Source organism: Kibdelosporangium persicum, from assembly GCF_013280595.1.
GTDB lineage: Bacteria > Actinomycetota > Actinomycetes > Mycobacteriales > Pseudonocardiaceae > Kibdelosporangium > Kibdelosporangium persicum.
In genome coordinates this window covers 12,274-36,232 of sequence record NZ_JAAATY010000048.1, presented here as the reverse complement: position 1 = coordinate 36,232, position 23,959 = coordinate 12,274, and the positions used below count along the sequence as shown (strand labels likewise).

Sequence of the window (23,959 nt, the reverse complement as noted above, 5' to 3'; positions counted from 1 at the left end):
CGACACACCGTCCGGGGAGGTGGCTCTGACAGCCGGCTCGAACATGCGGCCGGACAAGGTGCCCGGGCACAGTGCCGATCTGTTCGCGTCGCGAGTCATCTGGTGGCCATCCCTCCCCACATCAGCAAACGCCATGCGCTCGAGCCGGTGAGGGGACCGGTTCGAGCGCATGGCGCCTACTTGTCAGCTACCGAAACTGATCGGCACAGGCTCGGCGAAAACGGGCTCGCCTTCGACGTTGGCAGCCAAGACCGTGCAGCCGGGTGCGACAGCGCAGTCCACCTTGCCGGTCGGTTCCCCGGTCACCAGGTTCACGCCGTCGAACGACGAGTGAACCGTCAGCTTCGCGATGAAACCGCCGGCGGCGTCAGCGGGCTGTGTCACATGTCCCGCGAGGTCACAAGCGATCTTCTCCGGGTTGTGGCCGGGGTCGTTGCACTGCAGGACGGCGATGACCTGACCGGCTGGAAAGCCGCTGCCGTACACGGCGATCCGGTCTCCGTCGGTCAGTCCGCTCGTCGGGTCGACCGTGATGGCAGGCGCGGGAGCCGCCATCGCCGGTGACCCGCCGAAAACGGCGACGCCGGTGAGAATCGCGACTATCGCGAGCACCTTCCTGGTGATTCCAACCTTGCTAGACGTCAGCACTACCTTCTCGACCTCCCATGGAGAACAATGCGGTATGAGAAATGCTTGACGGGGCAGCGTGAATGCGAGTTCGAACGCACACGTGGACGGTCGATCGATGCCGCCCAGAGATGGACCTCGCCGATGCGGGCCCCGTCAGGGTGTCGGGCGCCCGAAGATCACATTAGCGCCGCGGCGCCGTCACGGCAACGGCTTCCGATCAATGTATTCGGTTGGTTGGAAGCTCACCGCTGTCTTCCTTTCTACTGTGGACGGCGTGTTGTCCGGCGGACCTTCCGGCGCCGCGTCGCATGGGTCCGGCTGAGCAGCGAAGCGTGGGAATCCAGCCGATCCTTCGACACCCGCCGCGTGCTGTCCAGGCAGAACCGGCGGCAGAAATTCTGCGGAAACCGTTCCGGTAGGCAAAAAAGTCCACAACGTTGCCTCCGGTGCGAAACCGGCGTTAGTGTCGTGACCGCAAGATCATCGGTCGTCGCCGGCTCCGATGAAGTTCGAGAACAACGAGTGGTGGGCCGGAATCCGCCAGCGCTGCGGCCAGGCACGGGAGGGTGCCGGAGTCCTGCAGCTCACATTGTGCGGTGTCAAAGGCGGCAACAAAGTACAATACTGGGGGGCTACTCATGGGCTACAAGCGGCTTTCGGTAGGCCAGGGCACAGGCGTGAGCCCGGCGATGTTCGGCGAGGCCTTACGCGCGCAACGCATCAGTATCGGGATGACGCAGCAGAAGCTGGCCCGCCTCGCCGGGGTGAGCGTCCGAACGTTGCGCTACATCGAACAGTGCCAGATCGCTCGGCCACGGCCGGAGTCGGTGCGACGGCTGGCCGAAGCGGCCGACCTGGATCCGGCACTGGTGCCGTACCCCCACCTCGCCGGTTTCGCGCACAAAAGTGCGACGGCACCGGAAATCGGGGTGCTCGGCCCGCTTCTCGCACGAGTCGCCGACGAGCCGGTCGACATCGGGTCATCCAAACAGCGCTGCCTGCTCGGGCTGTTGGCGCTGCAGGCCGGCGGGGTGGTCAGCCGCGACGAGATCATCGACGTGCTGTGGGAGAACTCGCCGCCGGCCACGTGCACCGGCCTGGTGCACTCGTACGCGTCGAGATTGCGCAGAGAGCTCGGGATGCGCACGCAGGACGGTGTGAACGCCGACTGGGACATCGTCGCCACCCGCGACGGTTACCAGTTGCTCGTGGGGCCGAACCAGCTCGACTCCCTGCGGTTCGGCGGATTCGTCGACCAGGCCCGCGCTTCGGCCGCCGCCGACAAGGAACTGGCCTTCCTGCTGCTGGGGCGGGCGCTGGACTGCTGGCGCGGCCCGCTGCTGGCCGACACCGCACCGCGGCTGCGCCAACACCCGGCTGGTGTCGCGTTGAGCCAGCGCAGGCTCAGCGCCGCGCTGACGTACGCGGACATCGCCGGGGATCTCGGCAGGCACGACGAGGTCATCGATCACCTGCTCGAACTGTCGTACCACGAACCGCTGCACGAAGGACTGCACGCCCGGCTGATGGTGGCGTTGGTGAGATCCGGCCAGAAGGCCAACGCGCTGCGGGTCTTCGAGGGCATCCGCCGCAGTCTCACCGAGGAACTCGGGGTCGCTCCTGGAGCGGAACTGCAGGCGGTGCACTTGGGCATCCTGCGGGAGGACACCGCTGCCGAGCACCCGGCCACCGGTCGCCGCCGAGCGGTGTCGAGATCGCGTCCGCCCGCTCAAGTACCTGCCCGGGTGTCGGGTTTCGTCGGCCGGAGCCGGGATGCGCGCCAGATAGCCACGTTGCTCACCGACGACTCCACGCCGGTGGTCGCGATCGTCGGCATGCCGGGTGTCGGTAAGACCTCGCTGGCGTTACAGGTGGCTCACCAGACACGGGAACAGTTCACCGACGGACAGCTGTACGCGAATCTGCGCGGACATTCCCGGCAAGCACGCCGGGAACCCGTGGACCTGCTCGGCGAGTTCCTGCGCAGCCTCGGCGTGCCAGCCGATCAGGTGCCGGACTCGGCCGAGGAGGCTTCAGCGCTGTGGCGGACGATGGTGCGGGACCGCACCATGCTCATCGTGCTCGACGACGTGGCCGACACCGATCAGGTGCGGCCGCTCGTGCCCGGCAACGACACGTCCGTGCTGCTGCTGACAAGCCGTAACAGGTTGCCAGGGCTCGTCGCGAGCAACGGTGCTCGAACGGTCAGCCTTGAAGTGCTGGGGCGCGACGAGTGCCGCACACTGCTGACCCGCCTCGTCGGCGCGGCCAGAAGCGCGGCCGAACCCGAGGCGCTGGACGAACTCGTCGAACTGTGCGGACACGTGCCGTTGGCGTTGTCAGTCGCCGGCGCCCAGCTCGCCGAACAGCCAGGGCTCCGGCTGTCGGACTACGTCGAAGGGCTCCGTGCGGGCGATTTGCTCGACATGCTCCGCATCCAAGGAGACAACCACTTGTCGGTCCGTACCGCCCTCGACCTGTCGTACCGACGGTTGGACCCGCGGTCACAGGGGCTGTTGCGCGCGTTGGGTTCGGTCCCGGCGGACGGCGTGACGCGCACTGAGGCGGCCGCGTTGATCGGTACGCACCAACGCGATGCTGACATGCTGCTCGACACCTTGGCGCGGGCACACATGATCCAGCAGGTCCTGCCCGGCCGGTACCGGCTGCATCACCTGGTGCACCGCTACGCCGTGGAATGCGGGCGGTCGGTGCCGGGAAACGTGGACGAGGTCGTGCGCCTGCCGGCGCTCGACGGCTACAGGTCAGGGCCGGTGTCCGCGGGGATGGTGGGCGCCTGAGCCCGGCCGCGTCGGCAATCAACGTGCAGAGCTGTTGCAGGGAAAGACTTCCGGCGCCGCGTACGGTGGCGACGGCAGCCGGGGCGGACGGCCCGCTGACGGGGCGGAATGGTTCTTTGGGGGATCGTGCATGAGTGGAGACAGCCGCCAGTTCACCGCTGTGTCCGAGGGGAAGAGGCGAACGGACCGGCAGGCCGACGGAAGGCCACACCGCTGGCTGGACTGGCAGTTGAGCCAGTGCGAGACAGGCCGGTCACGGATAGACTCGCTGCTGCCCGCGCACTCGCCACGGGTGGAAGGCGTGGTGGACAAGCACGTCAAGGCGTTGGCCGAGTCCCCTTCGCCGTTGCCGCCGATCATCGTGCACCGGCCGACCATGCGTGTCGTGGACGGCATGCACCGGATGCGGGCCGCGGTGCTGCGTGGTCACGACGAGATCGACGTGTACTGGTACGACGGTGACGAGATCGACGCGTTCGCTGTCGCCGTGCGCCACAACACGACCCACGGCCTACCGCTCTCGCTCGCCGACCGGAGGATCGCCGCGGCCCGGATCATCGAGTCGCATCCGAACTGGTCCGATCGGATGATCGCGACGATCGTCAACCTGGCCGCGACCACCGTGCGCGGCATCCGGGCCCGCTCGGCGGTCGCCGCGGACGAGTCCGAGGCCCGGATAGGGATCGACGGCAGGCTCAGACGACTGGACACTGCGGACCGCCGCCGGATGGCGGCGCGGTTGCTGAAGGAGCGCCCAGGCTCTTCGCTCCGGGAGATCGCCGGTGAGGCCGGGCTCGCCCCGTCGACCGTGCTGGACGTCCGGCGGCGGATTCGCGACGGCCTGGATCCGGTGCCACTGAACCAGAACCGGGCCGAACCCGTCGACGACCCGGTCGTGGACGACGAACCGGAGCCGCCGCCGCACCTGGTGGACGAGCTCGGCGTGCTGCGGAGCCTGCGCAGGGATCCAGCGCTGCGGTTCACGGATACCGGGCGAACCCTGTTGCGCTGGCTGGAATTCGGGCCAGTGGACGCGGACGCGCGGACGAGTGTGGCTCACCGGCTTCCACCGCACTGCCTGGATGTGCTGACCGTCCTTGCCTCGCGCCGGGCGGCGGTCTGGCAGGACCTGGCCGATCAGCTCAAGAAACGCAGCACGATGTCGGCCGAGCGCCGATCGGGCTGACCCACCGCGCCGTTCGAGTCCGCTTCCGCCGCGGTCGAACGGGCGCGGACAGGGTGATCTCAGCGACAGGAGGCGCGCAGATGACGACCGAACGACTGGCCGGGCCGATTGAGAACGTGCTGATCGCGAGTCACGTGGCATTCGCGGGCGGCACACAGAGCGTGGTCGGCGGCGAGCTGGACCGGCCGGTGCCGGTGCCGGCCGTCCTCACCGGCCTGCGAGAGGTGTGCAGGCTGCAGCCGATGTTGCGGGCGCGGCTCGCCGGTGCCACGCCGGAGTGGCGGTTCGTGTTCGACCGGTCCTTCGACGACGTGGAAGTGACCGTCCACGACCGCGCCGGGCGGACGATCGAGGAATTGCTCGCGACTGAGAACGACCGGTACCTCGACATCACCACAGGGCCGGTGTGGCGTGCGCTGGTACTCACCGAGGAGTCCGAAGTGGTCGCCGTGGTGGCGACCTTCGCGCACGCCATCGTGGACGGGATGTCGGTGCTGGCGTTCATGCGGCAGCTGGCTGACGGGATCAACGGCCGGACCGCGACCAGGCAGCCGCTGCCTGTCCGCCCGCCGATGGAGGACATGGTTCCGGACCACTCCGCTGCCGGCGGCGGGGTGGAGATGAGCCAACCGGCGGGCGCATGGGCATTCGACGAGGCGGCCGAGCCCGGCCGGCGGCGAACGGTGATCCTCGTCGACTATCTCGATGCCGACGACCTGACGGCCGTCCGCGCGCTCTGCAGGGCAGCTCAGGTGAAGATGGACGCCTTCTTCGTGGCAGTGGTTCAGCAGGCGCTGGCCACCACGATCCCGGACGCGTTGCTGCTGCCCGCGTTGTGCGCGTTCGACGTCCGTGGCGCGCTCGAACCCCCGGTGTCCGCCGAGGAGATCGGCGTGTACATGAAGGACTTCCCGGTGTTCGATCCGGCGTGGGTGTCCAGGGAGCTGACCCTGTGGGAGCGCGCGGCCAGCGTCTCGGCCCAGTTGTCCAAGCGGCGTGCGGAAGGTTTGTCCGCGCTGACGCATTACCCGGTCGCCCAGTTGTGCGCGGAGATCCAGCTGGCAGCTGAGTATCCGTCGACATCGTTCTGGCACAGCTTCTCGGTGTCGAACATGGGCCGCCAGCCGGGCGCCGCACCGCAGGACGGTGCCCGGTTCAGCTCGGTGCACCTCAACTCGACGGATCGGATAGGCAACGTCGGTATCCAGGTCGTCGTCCATGAGGTCGACGGCGCGCTGTGCCTCGCGTTGTCCTATGCCGACCCCCTTGTCCCGGCACGGCGGATCTCCGCCGTGCGCGAGGAGATCCTCCGGATTCTGCGATCGGAAGCACACAATCGCGCGACCCAGGCGGTGGCGACGAAGGGAACAGTGTGACAAGTACGACGGACACGTCAACTCTGAAGCAGCCGCGAGACTTCCCGTTCGGAGGTGTGGTCGGTGTCGGCGTCGATCCGCTCTACCGGTGGTTGCTGGAGAACGAGCCGGTTTCCCGGATCCGGCTGAAATACGGCGACGACGCCTGGCTCGTGACACGCCACGCGGACGTGCAGACGGTGCTCAGGTCGCCGTCCTTCTCCCGTGCGATGGCCAGGGAGAAGGACGTACCCAGGGGCACCGCCGAGGACTTCAGCACCGGCATGGTCAGCATGGACCCGCCCGATCACACCAAGCTCCGTGGCCTGGTGTCCGGGCCGTTCACCCGTAGTTCGGTGCTGCGCCTGCAGGAGCGCGTGGTGGAGATCGCGGACGAGCTCGTCGAGCAGATCGCGAAGCGGAACGAACCGTTCGACGTCGCGGAGATGTTCTCGATCCCGCTGACCCTCACACTCATCTGTGAGGTGCTCGGTGTGCCGTACGAGGACCGCGCTCAGTTCCGGCGGTGGGCCGAGGACGGCATGGCCGACGATGCGGACGAGGAAGCCGCGTTGAAACTGTGGCAGTACCACAACGAGCTCCTGCTGCGCCGCCGCGCGGAGCCGGTGAACGACTTGTTGAGCGTCATCGCCACCGACGGCCACGCACAGGGGATCGACGACACCGAGCTCGCGATGCTCGCGATGACGGTTCTGGTGGCCGGTTACCTCTCGGCGGGGACTCAGCTGCCAACGATGATCTACGTGCTGCTCACCAGGCCCGAGCTGCGGCAGCAGCTGCTGGACCACCCGGAGATCATGCCGACCGCGGTCGACGAGCTGATCCGCTGGATCCCGCTGGAAGTCCACGGCGCACCGCCGCGCTACGCGGTCGAGGACGTCGAACTCAGCGGCACCTTGGTGCGGGCCGGCGACGCGCTCATCGCGTCGACGACAGCCGCCAACCGTGACCCGCGTGTGTTCACCGACCCCGAGCGGATCGACCTCACCAGGGCACACAATCCGCACCTGGGTTTCGGCGCGGGAGCGCACTACTGCCTCGGCGCACAGCTGGCCAAGGCGGAGCTGGAGATCGGGCTGCGGTCGCTGCTCAGCCGATTCCCGGAACTGCGGCTGGCGGTACCGGAGGAGGGGATCGGCTGGAAGCACAACTACCTCACGCGCGGTGTGCAGAAGTTGCCTGTGACGTGGTAGCGGTTGTGCGCTGGGCAGAGGCGGCGGGTGCCAACCCGCCGCCTTTTCGTTGTCGCGTGGATCGCTCGGACGCGGCTGTCAGGACATGGCCGGCGGCCGCCAGCCCATCATCCGGTCGAGCGTCCGCACGGTCAGGGCCGGGGCCAGACCGGCCAGCCGGAATCCGGCGTCGCGGACCGCGACCGCCGGGGGGAACGAGATCTTGCCCATCGCGCCGAGCCGCCGCGACAGTCTCGCCAGCGCGATGCTCCTCGGCCGGCGCGTCCGCGAGTACGAACCCAGGGCGTCGATCAGCGAGCCCGACGCCACGGCGTGCGTCAGGCAGACCGCGTCTTCCAAAGCCAGGCACGCCGATCCGAGGTTGGGGGTCATGGCGTGCGCGGCGTCGCCGAGCAACGCCACCCGGCCGGAGTGCAGGGACGGCAGGGGAGCGGCGAGCTCTTCGATGTCGTCGTGCACGATGATTTGGGCGGCCGCGGCGGCGATGAGTTCGGGCACCGGCGAGTGCCACGCGCCGAAGTACCGGGTCAACGCGCTCGCCTGATTCCCGCTGACCTCGCTGTCGTGACTGCCAGGGCCGCGGACTACCAATGCGGAACAGTGCACCAAGCCGCCCGCCAACGGCAGGATGGAGAACCTCTTGCCACGGCCCCAAGTCTCCCCCGCGGGCGGGATGTCGCTGGCGGGCAGGACGAACCGCCAGCTCGTGTACCCGGCGTAGGCCAGTCCGGGGTGGTGCGGGAACAACGCCTGCCGTAGCACTGAGTGAATCCCGTCAGCGGCCACCACGAGATCTGCGGTGAAGCCGCCGTCCGCGGTGTGGATCTCGGCCGGGGCGTCCGGACCACCGGGGTGCGCGGTCAGCACCCGTGCGCCGGTCCGGACTGTGCCGGTGGGAAGCAGACCGACCAGGGCGTCGATCAGCTCCGCCCGGTGCACCGCGGTGACCGGTTGTCCGTAACGCGCCTTGATGAAGTCGAGGTTCGTCCGGGAAATCCACGAGCCACGGGGATTTCTGATACCCCCGTGCGCCTGCTCGATCCCGGCGGCCCGGACCAGGTCGCCCGCGCCGAGCGCGTCCAGTGCGTGCAGGCCATTGGGCGTCAGTCCGATTCCACCGCCGACCGGTCGCAGTTTCCGGGCCTGCTCGAGGACTGTCACCTGCCAGCCCGCACGCGACAGCCCCACTGCGGCGGCCAGTCCGCCGATTCCGGCACCGGCCACCACGGCGTGTCGTCCGCTCATCAGCTGGCTCCTTCGACTAGGTCGTTCCTGCGGACTACTCGGCCGGGCTCGTACCGGCCGCGCATCATCAGCTGGGCTGACCGGGTGATCACCAATGACGGAACGAAGAAGACGAGAGCGAGCGGCAGGCCCGCGGTGGCGGCGATGAGCACACATGGCGGCCACAGGCGCTCGATGACGATCAGCTCGTGTGCCCGCAAGCCGGCCAGCCGGGGCGTCGGCCGTGGTGCACGGGCGAGGATGGCGACTGAGATGACAGCGAGCGTTGCGGCGACGGCCATGCCGGTGCCGTAGATGCCCCAGTGCACCGCGCGGCTGCCGGCCAGTTCCCAACCGATCGGAACGCTGACCGCCAACGCCACCCAGCAGACATCCAGCGCGGCCACCAGCCGGATAGTGGCCAGGTCGCCGTGCCGCACGGGGAAAGTGGCGTACCCGCCGCGCCGGTCACTGTCCATGTCGCACAGTGCACCCACCAGGTTCGACGAGGAGTCGTGCAGCCAGAACATCAGCGCGACAGGCAGTAGGTCGACGGGTACGGTGCCGCTCACCGACATCGCGCCGAGCAGGAGCGAGAAAGCCGTCGGGCCGCCTCGTGCGATGTTGCCGAGGATTCCCCTTGCCTTGAACCACTTGCTGTACGAGAAACCGAGCCCGCCGGCCAGCACCACGAGCACGATGTTCATCGGGTTGAGCGCGATGGCGACTGCGGCGCCCAGCACAATGGTCAGAACCATCCCGATGAAGGCCTCGCGGGCACTCATCCGCCCGGACGGTATCGACCGGTGCTGCTTGCCGATGGCATCCAGGTCGCGGTCGAAGTAGTCACCGCCGTACAGCGAGGCCAGCCAACCGAGCGTCGGTACCAGCCACACACCCACCAGCTGCCAGACCGCCGGGTCGTCCTCGGCGAGCAGCGCGCCCGCGACGCCGACGATTCCGACGTAGAAACTCGAGTCGAGACGGCACGTTTCGATGTGGGCCATGACTTTGCCGCTCACCGCGGTTCTCCGTGAGGACACGCCGCGCGGCCCGGTCGTCGTCATTCCGGGTAGCTCTCCGTTCAACCGGTCCACAATGCACGGCAATGCTGGCAGTGTTACTCGTTCGCGGTCAACACATTCGAATGCGACTGTTGTCGCCGTCGCGAATGCCGCGCTAGCCTCCGGCGCGGTGTTTTCTTTGAGGGAAGGGGTTCTCCGTGGCAGGTGGTTCGAAGGCCGTGCCGAGGTTCGCTCGGCCGTACGACACCTCGGCAGTGGACGAGGCGATCAGAGAACGGGGCGCGGCGGTCCTGCGGCAGGCATTCTCCCCGGCGATGTGCGACCGGTTCGTCGCGGAGGTCAACGACTACATCGAGCGCAATCCCGAGCGCCGCAAACACGCGGCCGAGTCGATTCTCGGCGGATTTCAGGGGCCGCAGAGCGTGACGTTGCACGGGCTGGTCGGACGGATCCCGTCCGCCGCCGAAATGGTGGTCCAGCCTGATGTCTTCGGGGCAGCCCGGCGTGCACTGGCCAACAAGACGAGCAACGTGCTGCTGACCATCTGCGAGTACATGGAGCGGCGGCCCGGTCAGCCGGTGCAGGGACTGCACCGCGACACGTCGGCCTGGTACCACTTGCCGATCGGTGCGGACGCGGTCGCGATCACCGTGATGGGCGCCATGAGTGACTTCACCGAGCGCAACGGGGCCACGTGGGTCGTGCTGGACAGCCACGGCAGTGACGCGGAGCCGTCATGGGACGACGCCGTGCAGGCCACAATGGACAAAGGTGACGCGCTGGTGTTCCGGTCGGACCTGGTGCACGCGGGCGGGGCGAACGAGACCGAGGACCAGCCGCGGCGACTGTTCTCGTTGGGATACCAGGTCGGCTGGCTGCGGCAGGTGGAGAACACATCGTTGAGCGTGCCGCCCGCGGTGGCGGCCGGGCTGCCCCCGGAGGTTCAGGACCTGCTCGGCTACTCGCCGGAGATGGTGCTCGGCCTCTATGAGGGCGGACATCCGCGGGACGCCTTGGCGCGGATCGCCACTCAGGCAGAGCCGGCGCCGGTCGGCTGACCGGTCACCGGCGAAGCCGGTCGACCCGCACGCGAGTGGACACCCGGGCGTACCCCGGGTGTCCACTCGCGTGCGGATCGACCAGGTCTGGTCACCAGGTCACCGGGATGACTGCCGGCCCGTCCTCGAAATGGTGGCCGGTCCACGGGATCTCTTCCACGGGCGTGGCCAGGGCCAGGGTGGGACACTGCGCGGCGAGTTCCTGGATGGCCGCCCGGAGTTCGATGCGCGCCAGACCGGCGCCCAGACAATGGTGCCTGCCGTAGCCGAACGCCAGGTGTGCATTGGCCCGGCGGGCGAGTTCGAAGTCGTGCGGTTCGGCGAACTGGCACGGGTCGTGGTTCGCCGCCTCGAGGCTGACCAGCACCATGTCCTTCGCCTCGATGGTCTTGCCGGCGACCTCGACATGCTCGCACGCCCAGCGCGGCAACGCCTCGTTGCCGGGACCGCTCTGCCTGCGCAGCATCTCCTCCGCCGTCCGGTCCAGTTGTTCTACTGTGGACAAGCCGGCCAGGCCGTGTGCGCGGATCAGGTCGACGATCCCCACCGACAACGCGTTCGCCGTGGTGATGTAGCCGGTGATCAGCACAGTGATGCCGGTGAGAACGACCTCGTCTGCGGAGATCTCGCGTTCGCCATGGATGATCGCGCTCAGCAGGCCGTCATCCGGTTCGCGGTGGCGCTTGTCGACCGCGGCCGTCATGAACTCCCACAACTCCTGCGCCGAAGCGACGTACCGGGCGACCGCCTCAGGGTCGTCCGGCGGCACCACAAGGGCCACCGACGACTCGACCCAGGTGTGGAACCGTTCTTCGTCCTCGATCTCTATGCCGAGCAACTCACAGATCACCGTACGAGGCAACGGCCGGGCGAGCGCCGCGACGAGGTCGACGCCATGGCCCTTGGCGAGCATCTCGCTGACCAGCCGGCGCGCGATCTCGATCACCCGGGGCTGGAAGTCGTTGACCCTCCGAGCGGTGAGCAAAGTGGACACCAGTCGCCGGAACCGTTGGTGGCTCGCGCCTTCACCGAGCGGTGAGTGGGCGTCGGCGTCGGCGCTGCCCGGTGCGGTGACACCGATCCGGGAATCCGCCAGTACTGCCTTGGCCGCGGCATAGCCGGTGATCAGCCACGCCTCACCGCCGTCCGGCAGTGACACCTTCGCGACGGGCTCCTTCTCGGTGAGTTCCGCGTAGGCAGGCGGTGGCCGGAACCGGTCGGGACGATCCAGCGGCAGGTTCGTGCTTTCGGGCATTCCGCGCTCCGGGAGTTCGGATCTGACCAGCGCGGCGGCAGATGTCACGCCGCGGATACGAGTGCTGTCGACGTTATGGTCGGCTGCGGCCGCTGTCAAATGTGCGGCAATCTCCTTCGCACACCGGTGCCTGCCGGTTCGTGGATTGCCGATGTTGCAGCATCAGCGGTGAACCGGGGCACGCGTCCAAGCCGCACACCGGCGGTATGCCGTGATCACCACCCGGCTACGAATCCCCGCGGTGGATGAAGGACAACTGCAGTGGCCGTGCACTTCGTGTTTGTAGGGTCGTTCTCGACGCCGGCGCGGCCGGCCGATCAATGAACCTTTCTGAGCACCGTGACGCACCAGCACTGTTGATGGGGAGGCGCTTTGTCAGTCGGCTACATCTTCGGGGGCGGCACGGCGTTGGTTCCCTTCGGCAGGGAGCTCTACGACCGGTATGAGTCGATGCGGCAGCTGTGCGAGCAGGTGGAGCACTGGACGGGCCTGGGCGTGCGTGACGCGCTCACCGAGGACCTGACACCGTACCTCAACACTGAAGACGTCGAGACCCAGCACAAGTACCGGAAGCTGGGGACGATGCGGCAGGCGTACTTCTCGATCGGACTCACCGACGTGCTCGCTGCGCGCGGCATCCGCCCGCATGTGCTGGCCGGATCCAGTCTCGGTGGGATGATCAGTGCGTGCGTCGGCGGCGCGATCAGCAGACCGGAGTTGTTCCGGCTGCTGGACTTCCTCGAGGAGATCCCGCTCGCCCCGGTGGGCGAGCCGTTGCGGGGCATCGCCTTCGCCTGGATCCCGCACGACTCGGACCTGGACTGGTACTGCGGGCCTGGCCGTCTGGACGTGCACCTCGCGGCCGACTACGGCGACGTGCGCGAGGGCAATGCCAGGATGGTGCTGCTCTCGGGCTATCGCACCGCATTGCAGCAGCTGGCGGCCGAGGCACCTGAGGAACAGGTTGTGGTGTTAGGTGTGTTGTACGGCGGGCACAGTCCGTTGCAGCAGTTCGTCCACGATGAACTGAAGCCGTACGTCGAACGGATGGAGATCCGGGCTCCGGACATCCCGGTGTTCTCGTCGCTGCGCGAGGCCCGCCTGATCAGCGCCGAGGACGTTCGCCAGGACATCCTGCTGAACACCGTTGTGACAACCCGGATGCAGCACGCCATCGCCGGGCTCTGGTCCTACGGCGTCGAAGTCGCCGCCACGATCGGCCAGGCGCTTCCTGTCTCCCTGTTCGAGTTCCCGTTCCCGAACCTCGAAGTCGCCACCGTCGATGACATCGAACAGTTCACGTACTCGCTGTACGACCTGGGCATCGACCTGAACGCGGAAAAGGGCCATGTCCAGGCATTCCCTCATGGAGCGGTGCGATGAATGGCTGTCGGCCGACCTGGACGACTGGACCAGGCGGACAGTTCGGCGGCACTTCGACCCGGTCGGCGGCAGCCCGTACTGGCTCGGCAGACTCGCCGGGCTCGGCTTCGATCCCGGCGACATCACCCGCTACGAACAACTGGTCGAATTCGGGCCGGCACCGGTGGACGACCTGCGGTCACTCGACCCGGCCGACCTCGTGCCGCGGTCGGTCCCCCGGCCGCTGACCGGCCGGGTGTGGGACAGCGGCGGCACCACGGGCACCCCCTGCCGGTTGTTCTACACACCGGCCATGCTGGCCCACCGCGGGATCTGGCGGACCTGGTCGTTCATCACCGAGGGATTCCGCGAGAACAGCTGCTGGCTGCAGGCCACCCCGACAGGTCCGCACCTGATCGGCAACGGCACCTGGGAGGTCACCGAGCTGTTCGGTGGCCGGTCGTACGCGATCGACATGGACCCCAGGTGGGTGAAACGGTTGTTGCGCGACGGCCGGGTGCGTGAGGCGGCGCAGTACACCGACCACCTGGTCGACCAGATCGCCACGGTCCTGCACACCCAACCGATCGACTACGTCAACACCACACCCGCGCTGTTCGGTGCTCTGGCGCAACGGGAACCGAAGCTCGTGGCGGAGTTGAGCGGCGTGCGGCTGAGCGGAACGCAGCTGACGCCGGCGATGCGCCGCCGATTCGTCGACGCCCTCGACGGCGGAATCTGTGGCGCCAGTTACGGCAACACGTTCGGCAATGCCGCATCCCTGCCACCGGAGAACGACGGCGGACTTTTGCCTTACGTCCCGAATTTCCCCCAGGTCACCATGCGGGTGGCCGATCGCTCGGACTGGCTGCGGACCGTTCCGTACGGCGCGACCGGCCAGGTCGTGCTGACGGTGCTGCACGAAGACCTGTTCCTGCCCAACATCCTGGAGCGCGATCAGGCGGTTCGCTACGACCCCGGGGGACGCTGGCCTTCGGATGGCGTCGCCAACGTCCGTCCGTTGGAGGTCGTGCGCTCGGCTCCCGAAGGGGTCTACTGATGACATCCACCGAAGACCGCGAAGCGCGGGAGTTGCACGTCGAGGTCGACGAGCAGACCTGCATCAGCTCGGGCATCTGCGCGCAACGGGCCGGCCGGTTCTTCCGGCTGGCGGACGGGATCAGCGAGCCGACCACACGGGAAGTGGCGCATCCTGACGACATCGACGAGATCCGGGATGCCGCCGGCGCCTGCCCGACCGGGTCCATCCGGGTGATCACGACGGCCGAGCCGGACGTGTCATTGCTCGGCTCGATCCGGGAGCCGCGTGATCTGTTGCCGCTCACCGCCGGACAACTGTCGCAACTGGCCGCCGAGATCCGGGCGCGGCTGGTCGGCACGGTGGCGCGAATCGGCGGGCACCTCGGCTCGAACCTCGGCGTGGTGGAGCTGACCATCGCACTGCATCGGGTGTTCCGCTCTCCCGAAGACCATATCGTCTTCGACACGGGTCATCAGATCTACGTGCACAAGTTGCTGACCGGCAGACAGGCGGACTTCGGCACCCTGCGGCAGGAGGGCGGGCTGTCCGGATACGCCAGCCGGACTGAGTCGCCGCACGACCTGGTCGAGAATTCACACGCGTCGACCGCCTTGGCGTACGCCGACGGACTGGCGAAGGCCGCCCAGCTGCAAGGCCGTGCGGACACAGCCGTCGTCGCGGTCATCGGGGACGGCGCACTGACCGGGGGGATGGCCTGGGAAGGGCTCAACAGCATCGCGGCCGCTGCCGAGCGTCCCGTCATCATCGTGCTGAATGACAACGGATGGTCGTACCTGCCGACCGCGGGTGGTCTGGCCAGGCACCTGGCAGGGCTGACCGCGTCCGGTGGGGGTGACCGGAACCTGTTCGAGAGCCTGGGGTTCGAGTACTACGGGCCGGTCGACGGTCACGACGTCGAGCTGCTCGAACGGACATTCCGTGCGGCGCGCGCAGTTCGGCGCCCCGTGGTGGTCCATTGCGTGACCCGGAAGGGTTCCGGATACCACCCCGCCGAAGGGGACGAGGTCGAGCGGTTCCACGCGCCGGGGTTGTTCGACCCGGCCACCGGCGTCAAGATGCCGTCCGCCGGGACCAGCTGGACACAGGTGTTCGGCGACGAACTCGTCGCCATCGGGGCCGACCGCTCCGACGTGGTCGCGGTCACCGCCGCGATGGTCCACCCGACCGGTCTGGCCGGCTTCGCCCAGGCGTTCCCGGATCGGACCTTCGACGTGGGAATCGCCGAGCAGCACGCGATCGGCTCGGCAGCCGGGCTCGCGATGGGCGGGCAGCACCCCGTGGTGGCCGTCTACGCGACATTCCTCAATCGTGCCTTCGACCAGCTGCTGATGGACGTGGCACTGCACCGGCTCGGTGTCACCGTGGTGCTCGACCGAGCCGGGATCACCGGTGACGACGGAGCCAGCCACAACGGCGTGTGGGATCTGTCAATCCTGCAGGTGGTGCCCGGGTTGCGGATCGCCGCCCCGCGTGACGGCGCCAGACTGCGTTCGTCGCTGCGCGAGGCGGTGACCATCTCGGACGCGCCGACTGTGGTGCGGTACCCGAAAGGCCGGCTGCCGGCGGATCTGCCCGCGATCACCACGATAGGCGGGCTGGACGTGCTGACGCGCGGAGACGCACAGGACGTCTTGGTTGTCGCTGTCGGTGTGATGGCCCACGTCTGTGTGGAGGCGGCCAGAATGCTCTCCACGAGGGGTATCGGCGCGACGGTGGTGGATCCGCGCTGGGTGAAGCCGCTCGACGAGGCTGTCGCCGGACTGGCTCGGACACATGGCCTGGTCGCGGTGGTCGAGGACGGTGTCCGGGTGGGCGGTGTCGGTGACGCGGTCACCGGCCTGCTCCGGGATTCCGGTGTGGACACACGGGTGCGGGTGCACGGGACCGCGCGGGACTTCACAGGACATGGCAAGCGACCGGCGATCCTCGCCGCAATGGGCCTCACCGCGTCGGCACTGGCTGACGACATCGAGGCCGTCCTGCGCCGCGATCGGCGGGTGGTGCGGTGAAGCCGGCACTGGCAGCGGTGCGCAACGGGGTGACCCGTGGCCGGATCGAGCTGGCGCAGTCGTTGAGCAGTCCCGGCGACGTGGCGACCAACTTCTTCTTCACCCTGCTCCTGCTGACCGTCATGCTCCTCCTGCGTGACGTCAGCATGCCCGGCACGCACGCGTCGCTCGGCAGCACCATGCTGGCGAGCACGATCGGGCTGAACATCGTCCTCGGTGGGCTGGTGAACCTCACGCAGGTGCTCATCGTGGAGAGGCAGGACGGCACGTTGCTGCGGGCCAAGGCGATCCCGCACGGTGTGACCGGTTACCTCACCGGGAAGGTCATCTCGGTCTGCGGACTGACCCTGATCAGAGTCGTCCTGCTGATGGTCGCCGGCGTCCTGCTGTTCGACGGCGTCTCGATCGGCGGTACCGCGTTCTGGGCGACGGTCGGCTGGCTGCTGCCGCTCGGGCTGATCGCGATGATGTCGTTCGGCATGGTCCTCGGGTCGCTGCCGGCGGACTCCCGCGGTCTCGGGCTGATGCTGCTGCCGATCATGGGGTTGACGACGTTGTCCGGGATCTTCTACCCGGTCACGTGGTTCCCGGAGTGGATGCAATGGGTGGCACAGGTGTTCCCGATCTACTGGGTCGGCCTCGGCATGCGTTCGGCGTTGCTGCCCGACGCCATGGCGGCCGTGGAGATAGCGGGATCATGGCGGCAGCTGGCGTGCGCGGGCGTTCTCGGTGCGTGGGCGGTTGCCGGTTTGGCCGTCGCGCGGGTCGCTCTGCGCCGCGCGGCACAGAGCGAGTCCGGATCGAGCGTGGCGGCCGGGCGTGCGCGCGCGATGCGGCGGATGCGCTGACTCGCGGCTCGCCGGGCTCACAGCCGCAGCAGTGCGCAGCCGGCGGTGCCGCTCGGATCGACGCTCGTGATCAGGGCCAGCGTGCCCTTCGCCGCCGTCCGTCCGGCCACGAGTGCGGCGGCGAGTTGGAAGCTCGCTGAGGCCGCCGAGGTGTCGCCGAGCAACGGCCGGCAATGCAGCCACTGCGGGTCATGCAGGATGTCCTGCAACGCCGCCAGTTCGTCGTCGTTGCCGGACGGCGCCACGATGGCGACGTCCTCAGGTCGTGCTTCGGCTTGCCGCAACGCGTTCTGGACGCACTGGGTGACGGCGGGTCCGCATCCGGCGGGTTCGTGGAAAGCATGGAACCGCGTGCACACCAGAGTCGCCTGAGCGGTGCGGCCGGAGTCGGCTGCGTCATCCCGATGCTCGAGAACGAACACGGCCGCGCCCTCACCCAGCGGCGCACGGAACCCGGCGTGCCAGGACAACCAGGCGCGTTGGGGCGTGTATTCCTCCACGGACCCGACGAGCACGCGGTCGCAGCGGCCGCTGCGGAACAGTCTGGCCGCGTAGCTCAACGACAGCAAGCCCGTCGCGTTCTCCCCGGCGATCGTGGTGTTCGGGCCGCGGACATGGTGCCATATCGCGCTTTCCGCCGCCGCCTTGTTCATCACGGTGTTGGGGAACCGCGCCGGGTCCACGTCGTACGGCCGGTCACCGGTGAGCGAGTCCCTGCTGAAGTCGATGACGCTCTGCACACTGCCGGAACCGGTTCCCAGCGTGAGACCGACCCGGTCCGGTGCCGCCATGAGCCCGGGGCCGCACTGCTCGACCACCATGCCGACCGTCTTGACGGCGATGGCCGTCACCCGGTCCATCGACCTCGTTCCCCTGCGGCCCAGCGATGTCCGCGGGCTGAAGTCCGGGATCACGCCGGCCGTCCGCACGTCGGCCGGCACCTGCTCGTCCTCGATCTCCGTCAGGGCGACGCTTCCGAAGCGCAGGCCGTCGGCGAAGGCATCCGCCCCCACTCCGAAGGGGGACAGTGCCGCCCACGCCGAGATGACCAGATCCCCGGACCGGTCGTACGCGAACCCGTTCACCATGTCGTCTTCCTCACTCGCATCGGCCGAGGATCACCACGCAGTTGTTGCCACCGAAGGCGAGCGCGTTGTTCTGCACGACATCCACACTGGCGGTGCGGGCGACATTCGGCACGCAGTCCACATCGCACTCCGGGTCGGTGTGGCGGTGGTTGATCGTCGGCGGGATGAAGCCCTTCGTGATCGCCAGCGCCCCTGCCGCGACCGAGAGAGCGCTGGCGGCGCCCATGGTGTGCCCCAGCATGCTTTTGATCGACACCACCGGGGGTGGGCGGTCGAACACCTCGCGGATGGCGTTGGCCTCGGTGAGGTCGTTGGCGCGCGTGCCCGTTCCGTGTGCCGAGACGAAGTCGACGTCCTCCGGTCTGACACCGGCGTCGGTTTGCGCGAGCCGCATGCACTCCGCGAGCGTCGCCTTGTCCGGCGCGACCGGGCTGAGTGCGTCGCAGTTGAGACCGTAGCCCAGCACCTCCGCGTAGACGCGCGCGTTGCGGGCACGAGCCGCCGACAGACTCTCCAGCACGAGGATGGCGGCTCCCTCACCGGGCAGAATGCCTTCGCGGTCGCGGTCGAACGGGCGGCAGGTGTCCGGCGCGACCGCGCCCAACCGGTAGAAACCGGTGAACGTCTTGCGGCACATCGCATCGACGCCACCACACAGCGCGAGATCCACATCGCCTGCGCGGATCGCGTCCACACCACTGCCGATGGCGTAGTTGCCCGCGGCGCACGCGGTGCCGATCGTCATGGCCTCCGTGTCGGCGAGACCGAGTTCGTGCACGATTCCCGCCGCGAGGCGGCCCGCCGACACCCGTCCGGCCAGTCGCCGGTCCATGTGTTCAGGCCCGCGACGCACCTGTTGCGCGGCAAGGGTGTCCAAGTCCTGCGATTCGCCGTCGGTGGTTCCGACACTGACAAGTGTCCGTCGCCGCAGAGCGCTGTCCGGCAGCCCGGCGTCCTCGACCGCGAGGCGCGCGGCCGCGGCCGACAGCTGGGCAGCCCTGCCCAAGGTGGCCGGGTCGGCCCGGCGCAACCACTCGGCGGCGGTGAAGTCGGTGATCTCGGTTCCGGTGCCGTGCCCGAAACCGGTGGTGTCGAAGGAGGTTATCGGCTTGGCGCCGTTGCGCCCGGTGCGCAGACCGGTCGCGTACGCATCGGCTCCCAAGCCGATGCTGGAAAGCACACCCAGGCCGGAGATCACGACTCGTCGTGGCGCGTTCATCAGCCGGATTGTGCCGCACCCGGAACGGTGTTCGACCGCGCGGACGACCGGTAGTCCGGGTGCAGTGCCCGGAAACCGCCGTACAGCTCGTGTGCAGCGGCCGGTCCTAGGCTCGGCCGGGACGGACAGGTGCCGGGCACGTGATCCGTCTTCTCCTGGAGTACAGCGCAGATTGGAGCACGACATGACGTCTCCGGACACCTCGGCCGGCCTGACCGGTGAACGCCGGCAGCAGATCAAGGCCATCGTGTGCGACATCCTGGAGATCGACGAGGACGCGGTCACCGAGACGTCGCTGTTCAAAGAGGACCACGATGCCGATTCGTTGCGGGCCATCGAGATCCTCGCCGCACTGGAACGCACCGAGAAGATCACCATCGACCAGGCGGAGCTGGCCACCATGGTCAACCTGGCGGGGGTCTACAAGGTCGTGGAACAGGCAGCGGGTCGTTGAGCTTCGCACTGGCGGGGATGGGCGCGGTCGCCAGCATCGGCGGGAACGTCGCCGAGATCTTCGACTCGCTCGTCAGCGGCCACAGCGGGCTGGCCGAGCTGCGCGGCTTCGACCGGTCCAAGTTCCGCGCCCGCCGGTTGTACGAGATCGACGACCGGCCGGCCGCCGGCAAGGACGTGCCGCTGCGGGCGACCGCGTGGCTGGAGCAAGCCATCGCGGCCGCGCTGGCCGACGCCGGGCTGGGGGAGGACCTCAGCGAGATCCCGGTCGTGGTCGGCACCACACTGCGCGAACTGCGTTCGGTCGAGCTGATGTACCGGGATGGGACAGCGTTCGACGTGCGCGACCTGAACTTCGGCCGGATGCTGCGCAGCCGGTTCGCGGCGGTGCACACCGAGACGGTCGCCAACGCGTGTTCAGCCTCGCTGTACGCCCTCGCGCTCGGTACGGACCTGCTCGCCCTGAACGAAGCGGACACCGTCGTGGTGGCCGGAGTGGACTCGATCACCGAGAGCACCCACGGGCTGCTGGACCGGTGCTACCCGAAGGAGCCGGACACGGTGCGTCCGTTCGACCGCAACCGCCGCGGCATGCTGCAGGGCGAAGGTGCCGCGGCCGTCGTGGTGCGGCGTGAGCAGGACGGTCCAGGCCCGTCCGGCCGGCTGCATGCCTGGATCCTCGGCGCCGCCGCGAACTGCGACGCCCACCACCCGTCCGCGCCGAACGCGCGTACCATCGCCGACGCCACGCGACAGGCTCACCGGCTGGCCGGCGTTCGACCGGCCGACATCGACCTGGTCATGTTGCACGGCACCGGAACCCCGCTCAACGACGAGGCCGAGGCGGCGGCGACGGCCGAGGTCTTCGATCTGCCCACGAGCCGGTCCCCGCTGATGACGGCGATCAAGTCGATGACCGGGCACACAGCCGGCGCATCCGGGTTGCACAGTCTGATCGCCGCGGTCGAGTCGATGCGCACCGGCATCGTGCCGCCGATCGTCGGGCTGGATGACCCGGTGCCCGCGGTCGCCGGCTTCCGGCTGGCCCGCCGAGTCGCCGTGCACGCCGATCCGGTGGTCGCACAGGTCAACTCATTCGGGTTCGGTGGCCTGAACGCGGTCGCGATCGTCGAGAAGGTGGCGTGAGATGACCCGTGCATCCGCGCAGGTGGTCGTCACCGGGGCGGGAATCGCCGTACGCGGCCGGGCCACCCCGGCCGACTTGCTCGATCGCGGCCCCGTGGACACCGCCGCACCGGACCCGGCCGACACCCTGACTGGCCGGGGATTGCGCTACAAGGACCGTGCGACCCGGCTCGGTATGGTCGCCGCGCGCGCCGCACTCGCCGACGCCGGTGTGCTCGACGTCGTCACGCCGTCCACTCCGGACGATTCGTTCGGAGTGGTGACGAGCTCCAACTACGGCAACCTCGACACCGTCTGCCAGACCGTCCGCACGATCGACGAGGAAACCTATCTCGGGACCAGTCCGATGATGCTGCCGGCCACGTCGAGCAACGTCATCGCCTCGTGGCTGGCCATCACCCACGGCTTGCGTGGCGCCAACGTGACTGTCTGCAATGGCCGGACGTCCGGCCTGGACGCGGTGCGGCGGGCGTGTTTGCTGATCGCGGCGGGCAGGGTGTCGCGGGTCCTCGTCGTCGGCGTCGAGCCGGACCTGCCGGAGGTCCGGCACGTGGTCGGTGACGACGGTTCGGTGGCGTTGTTCGACGGCGCGGCGGCGATCCTGTTGGCGGGGGCGAGGTCGGCTGCCGCGAGTGGAACCAGGATCCACGCGGGAATCGGCCGATACGCCAAGCGCGCCGATGCGGCCGACGCGATCGCCGAAGCGTGTGCCGGGACCGGCCGCATCGGGCTACGGCTCTCCTCCCAGGAGACCACTGTGGACTCCGAGGTGCACGATCTGCCTGCCGTCCTGGGAGACGCCGCCGGTGCGCTGGGCGTCCTGCAAGTGGCTGCCGCGACGGCCTGGCTGGGTGGCGGGCGACGGGCCGGTGACGCGCTGGCGGTGTGCGGCGACGATGGGGCCACGGCCGCCATGGTGGTCACCGCCCCGGCTTCTTTCCCTGCTGGACCGCGATCAAGGGAGCTGACTTGACGACGCTGACCCCGGCCACTGTGCCCGCAATGGCCGAACCGAGCACGGTGGAGCTGCGACCACGCTACGAGGGCGCCAACATCTGCACGTGGATCGGCTTCAAACACGTCAACTACCTCATTGAGGAGGCGGTCTACAGCCACCTGCGGAACGCGGGGCTGCCGGCCGGGAAACTGTACGAGGACTACGGTCTGTGCACCGACGTAGTGCACATCGACACGAGAATCCTGCACGCCTTCCACATCGACGACGTGGTGCACGCCGAGGTACGGCCTGCCCGGGGCGCCGGTGGGGACGAGCTTCGTTTCGCGGTCGTGCTGCGCGTGCTCCGCGACACGATGGTCAAGGCCACGACGGCCGAAGTGGAGGTCAAACTGCGTACCGGCGGTGTGGCCGCACCCGCCGACCTCGCTCGCTTCACCGTCGACCGCTTGACCGCGACGTCGGGTGCCCAAGCCGCCGACGTGGTCGTCGACGCCGCGGCGGTGGCCGAGTCGCTCGTCGCCGGGCGCAACGCCTTCGTATGGCGGTGGCGGATCCCGTACTTCTACTGCCACTTCACCGAGTACCTGCAGATGTCCGGCTATCTCCGGCTGATGGAGGAGGTCGTCGACCTCTTCCTGGCCGACCGCGGTATCTCGATCAAACGGCTGCTCGACGAGCGGAACCTGATCCCGGTCGTGCCGAGGTCGCAGGTCACGGTGCTCGACGAGGCACGGATGGAGGAGGAGCTGTACACGGTCCTCACCGTCGAGGAGATCTTCAAGAACCTCACCTACACGGCGCGGATGGACACCTACGTGGTTCGCGATGGCGTACTCGTGCGCACGTCGACCGGCCGGATCACCCACGGCTACGCGATCATCGAGAACCGCCGTGACTGGCGGCTGGCCTCCTTCGACACGACCATGGTCGCCGCACTGTCGGGAAAGGCGGAACCGATGAGTGATCCGACCGTGCTCGACAAGGAGGAGCTGCGCCTGCTCATCGCGGACGTGCTCGACGTCGGCGCCTCCGCCGTCGGCGACGACGTGGACTTCTTCGCCGACCTGGACGCCGACTCGCTGATGGCGATGGAGATCACGGCCCGGTTGGAGAAGCGCTACGAGGTCAGGATCTCCGAGGGTGAGCGAATGCTGATCACCACCGTACGGGCCACCCATGACCTGCTCGCGCGCAAGATCGGCGGTTCTTCATGACAGCGGCCGTGGCACTGCCGGCCGAGGTGGAAGTGCTGTCGCGGTCGGCCCAAGGCGTGTCCTCGGCGTTCACGGTGGACCCGGACGACGAGGTGTTCGCCGGGCACTATCCCGGGTTTCCGGTGCTGCCGGGGGTGATGCTTCTCGAAGCGGCCGCTCGCACGGCCCGGCAATGGGAGCGGATGCCGCCGGGCGAACTCGTCGCGATGGACCGCGCCCGGTTCCTGCGTCCCGTCCGCCCGGGGGAGCGGGTGACCACCGATGTCGAGGTGATCCCCGACGGCGACGGGTCGTCGGTCAGGGCGACGGCGCGCACGGACGCCGGCCGGGTGGCGGAGTTCCGCATGAGATTCGGCAAGAGGCCCGTGGTCTCGCCTGCCGGGCACCTGCTCGACCGCATCATGCTCACCATCCCGCACCGCCGGTCCAGCTTGTTGCTCGATCGGGTGGACGACGTGCGACCAGGGCAGTCGCTGGTGGCGCGCAAGGTCGTCTCGGCTTCGGAACCGTGCTTCCACCGTGACGGCGTCCTGGACGGCGTCGGCACGGCCGAATATCCGCCCGCGCTCGTGGTGGAGTCATGTGCACAGGCGGCTGCTCTGCTCGCCGTGTGGGAACAACCGAATCCCGATGTACTAGCCGGGAAGGTCGAACTCGCGGGTGCGCTCAACGGCGTCACGTTCGGTGGCCGTGTCGTACCCGGCGATGTGCTCGTGCACGAGGTGTCCATGGTGCGTGCCCTCGACGACACCGCGATCGTCACCGGGCGCACTTCGGTGGACGGCACCCCGGTTCTGGAGATCGAGTCGTTCGTCCTCGCGCTCCGCGAGATCAGTGACTGCGGCTAGGAG

General features: G+C 68.5%; 20 protein-coding genes. 14 read left to right on the top strand and 6 right to left on the bottom strand.

The annotated features are described in order from the left end of the window. Positions 1 to 183 precede the first annotated feature (183 nt). Entirely contained in the window at positions 184 to 612 is a 429-nt protein-coding gene (locus GC106_RS43920; protein WP_173142142.1) for an enediyne antibiotic chromoprotein, read from the bottom strand. Positions 613 to 1,268: 656 nt separating this feature from the next. On the opposite strand from GC106_RS43920, the gene GC106_RS43915 reads away from it, so the two are divergent. The 4 genes from GC106_RS43915 (at position 1,269) to GC106_RS49610 (ending at position 7,186) form a co-directional block, all read left to right on the top strand. Beyond that, positions 1,269 to 3,431, top strand: a complete 2,163-nt coding sequence (locus GC106_RS43915; RefSeq protein WP_173142141.1) for a BTAD domain-containing putative transcriptional regulator — start codon at positions 1,269 to 1,271, stop codon at positions 3,429 to 3,431. A 130-nt stretch (positions 3,432 to 3,561) separates the two neighbouring features. Next, the gene (locus GC106_RS43910; RefSeq protein WP_173142140.1) at positions 3,562 to 4,617 is read left to right on the top strand and encodes a ParB N-terminal domain-containing protein; all 1,056 of its coding nucleotides are present in this window, start codon (positions 3,562 to 3,564) and stop codon (positions 4,615 to 4,617) included. 80 nt (positions 4,618 to 4,697) lie between these two features. Next, positions 4,698 to 5,993, top strand: a complete 1,296-nt coding sequence (locus tag GC106_RS43905; RefSeq protein WP_173142139.1) for a hypothetical protein — start codon at positions 4,698 to 4,700, stop codon at positions 5,991 to 5,993. Beyond that, the gene (locus tag GC106_RS49610) at positions 5,990 to 7,186 is read left to right on the top strand and encodes a cytochrome P450 (protein WP_173142138.1); all 1,197 of its coding nucleotides are present in this window, start codon (positions 5,990 to 5,992) and stop codon (positions 7,184 to 7,186) included. Before GC106_RS43905 ends, GC106_RS49610 begins: the two co-directional genes overlap by 4 nt. Positions 7,187 to 7,264: 78 nt before the next feature. Here GC106_RS49610 and GC106_RS43895 read toward each other — a convergent pair whose 3' ends face one another. Beyond that, positions 7,265 to 8,431 (bottom strand): FAD-dependent monooxygenase, encoded by a 1,167-nt coding sequence (locus tag GC106_RS43895; RefSeq protein ID WP_173142137.1) that lies wholly within the window; start codon positions 8,429 to 8,431, stop codon positions 7,265 to 7,267. Continuing rightward, complete coding sequence (locus GC106_RS43890) at positions 8,431 to 9,432, bottom strand: UbiA family prenyltransferase (RefSeq protein WP_173142136.1); 1,002 nt, start codon at positions 9,430 to 9,432, stop codon at positions 8,431 to 8,433. The genes GC106_RS43895 and GC106_RS43890 overlap by 1 nt, the downstream gene beginning before the upstream one ends. Positions 9,433 to 9,632: 200 nt before the next feature. Between GC106_RS43890 and GC106_RS43885 the strand changes: the two genes are divergently transcribed. After that, the gene (locus GC106_RS43885) at positions 9,633 to 10,493 is read left to right on the top strand and encodes a phytanoyl-CoA dioxygenase family protein (protein WP_173142135.1); all 861 of its coding nucleotides are present in this window, start codon (positions 9,633 to 9,635) and stop codon (positions 10,491 to 10,493) included. Positions 10,494 to 10,584: 91 nt separating this feature from the next. Here the strand turns inward: GC106_RS43885 and GC106_RS43880 are convergent, their stop codons facing one another. Continuing rightward, positions 10,585 to 11,748, bottom strand: coding sequence for a cytochrome P450 (locus GC106_RS43880; protein ID WP_173142134.1), 1,164 nt, complete (start codon positions 11,746 to 11,748; stop codon positions 10,585 to 10,587). A gap of 372 nt (positions 11,749 to 12,120) precedes the next feature. Between GC106_RS43880 and GC106_RS43875 the strand changes: the two genes are divergently transcribed. The 4 genes from GC106_RS43875 to GC106_RS43860 are packed head-to-tail and all read left to right on the top strand — an operon-like array spanning position 12,121 to position 17,030. Then, on the top strand, positions 12,121 to 13,131 hold the full coding sequence (locus tag GC106_RS43875; RefSeq protein ID WP_173142133.1) for an ACP S-malonyltransferase: 1,011 nt from the start codon (positions 12,121 to 12,123) through the stop codon (positions 13,129 to 13,131). After that, on the top strand, positions 13,097 to 14,170 hold the full coding sequence (locus GC106_RS43870) for an acyl-CoA synthetase family protein (protein ID WP_173142132.1): 1,074 nt from the start codon (positions 13,097 to 13,099) through the stop codon (positions 14,168 to 14,170). The genes GC106_RS43875 and GC106_RS43870 overlap by 35 nt, the downstream gene beginning before the upstream one ends. Continuing rightward, positions 14,170 to 16,182, top strand: a complete 2,013-nt coding sequence (locus GC106_RS43865; RefSeq protein ID WP_173142131.1) for a 1-deoxy-D-xylulose-5-phosphate synthase — start codon at positions 14,170 to 14,172, stop codon at positions 16,180 to 16,182. The genes GC106_RS43870 and GC106_RS43865 overlap by 1 nt, the downstream gene beginning before the upstream one ends. Then, on the top strand, positions 16,179 to 17,030 hold the full coding sequence (locus GC106_RS43860) for an ABC transporter permease (protein ID WP_173142130.1): 852 nt from the start codon (positions 16,179 to 16,181) through the stop codon (positions 17,028 to 17,030). The genes GC106_RS43865 and GC106_RS43860 overlap by 4 nt, the downstream gene beginning before the upstream one ends. Before the next feature lie 17 nt (positions 17,031 to 17,047). On the opposite strand, the gene GC106_RS43855 is transcribed toward GC106_RS43860, so the two are convergent. Together GC106_RS43855 and GC106_RS43850 are read right to left on the bottom strand one after the other, a co-directional pair. Next, the gene (locus tag GC106_RS43855; RefSeq protein ID WP_173142129.1) at positions 17,048 to 18,118 is read right to left on the bottom strand and encodes a beta-ketoacyl synthase N-terminal-like domain-containing protein; all 1,071 of its coding nucleotides are present in this window, start codon (positions 18,116 to 18,118) and stop codon (positions 17,048 to 17,050) included. 10 nt (positions 18,119 to 18,128) lie between these two features. Further along, positions 18,129 to 19,337 (bottom strand): beta-ketoacyl-[acyl-carrier-protein] synthase family protein, encoded by a 1,209-nt coding sequence (locus tag GC106_RS43850; RefSeq protein WP_173142128.1) that lies wholly within the window; start codon positions 19,335 to 19,337, stop codon positions 18,129 to 18,131. 184 nt (positions 19,338 to 19,521) lie between these two features. On the opposite strand from GC106_RS43850, the gene GC106_RS43845 reads away from it, so the two are divergent. From GC106_RS43845 to GC106_RS43820, 5 genes are read left to right on the top strand one after another with little or no spacing between them, the layout of a single operon-like run. Then, a complete protein-coding gene (locus GC106_RS43845) occupies positions 19,522 to 19,791 on the top strand; it encodes an acyl carrier protein (RefSeq protein WP_173142127.1) in 270 nt (89 codons plus the stop codon). Continuing rightward, positions 19,788 to 20,936 carry a beta-ketoacyl synthase N-terminal-like domain-containing protein gene (locus GC106_RS43840; RefSeq protein ID WP_246368186.1) on the top strand — a complete coding sequence of 383 codons (1,149 nt, stop codon included), beginning with the start codon at positions 19,788 to 19,790 and terminating at the stop codon, positions 20,934 to 20,936. The genes GC106_RS43845 and GC106_RS43840 overlap by 4 nt, the downstream gene beginning before the upstream one ends. A gap of 1 nt (position 20,937) precedes the next feature. Then, positions 20,938 to 21,909, top strand: a complete 972-nt coding sequence (locus GC106_RS43835; protein ID WP_173142126.1) for a beta-ketoacyl synthase N-terminal-like domain-containing protein — start codon at positions 20,938 to 20,940, stop codon at positions 21,907 to 21,909. Then, complete coding sequence (locus GC106_RS43830) at positions 21,906 to 23,108, top strand: phosphopantetheine-binding protein (protein WP_217281708.1); 1,203 nt, start codon at positions 21,906 to 21,908, stop codon at positions 23,106 to 23,108. The genes GC106_RS43835 and GC106_RS43830 overlap by 4 nt, the downstream gene beginning before the upstream one ends. After that, on the top strand, positions 23,105 to 23,956 hold the full coding sequence (locus GC106_RS43820) for a 3-hydroxyacyl-ACP dehydratase FabZ family protein (protein WP_173142125.1): 852 nt from the start codon (positions 23,105 to 23,107) through the stop codon (positions 23,954 to 23,956). The genes GC106_RS43830 and GC106_RS43820 overlap by 4 nt, the downstream gene beginning before the upstream one ends. Positions 23,957 to 23,959: the final 3 nt, after the last annotated feature.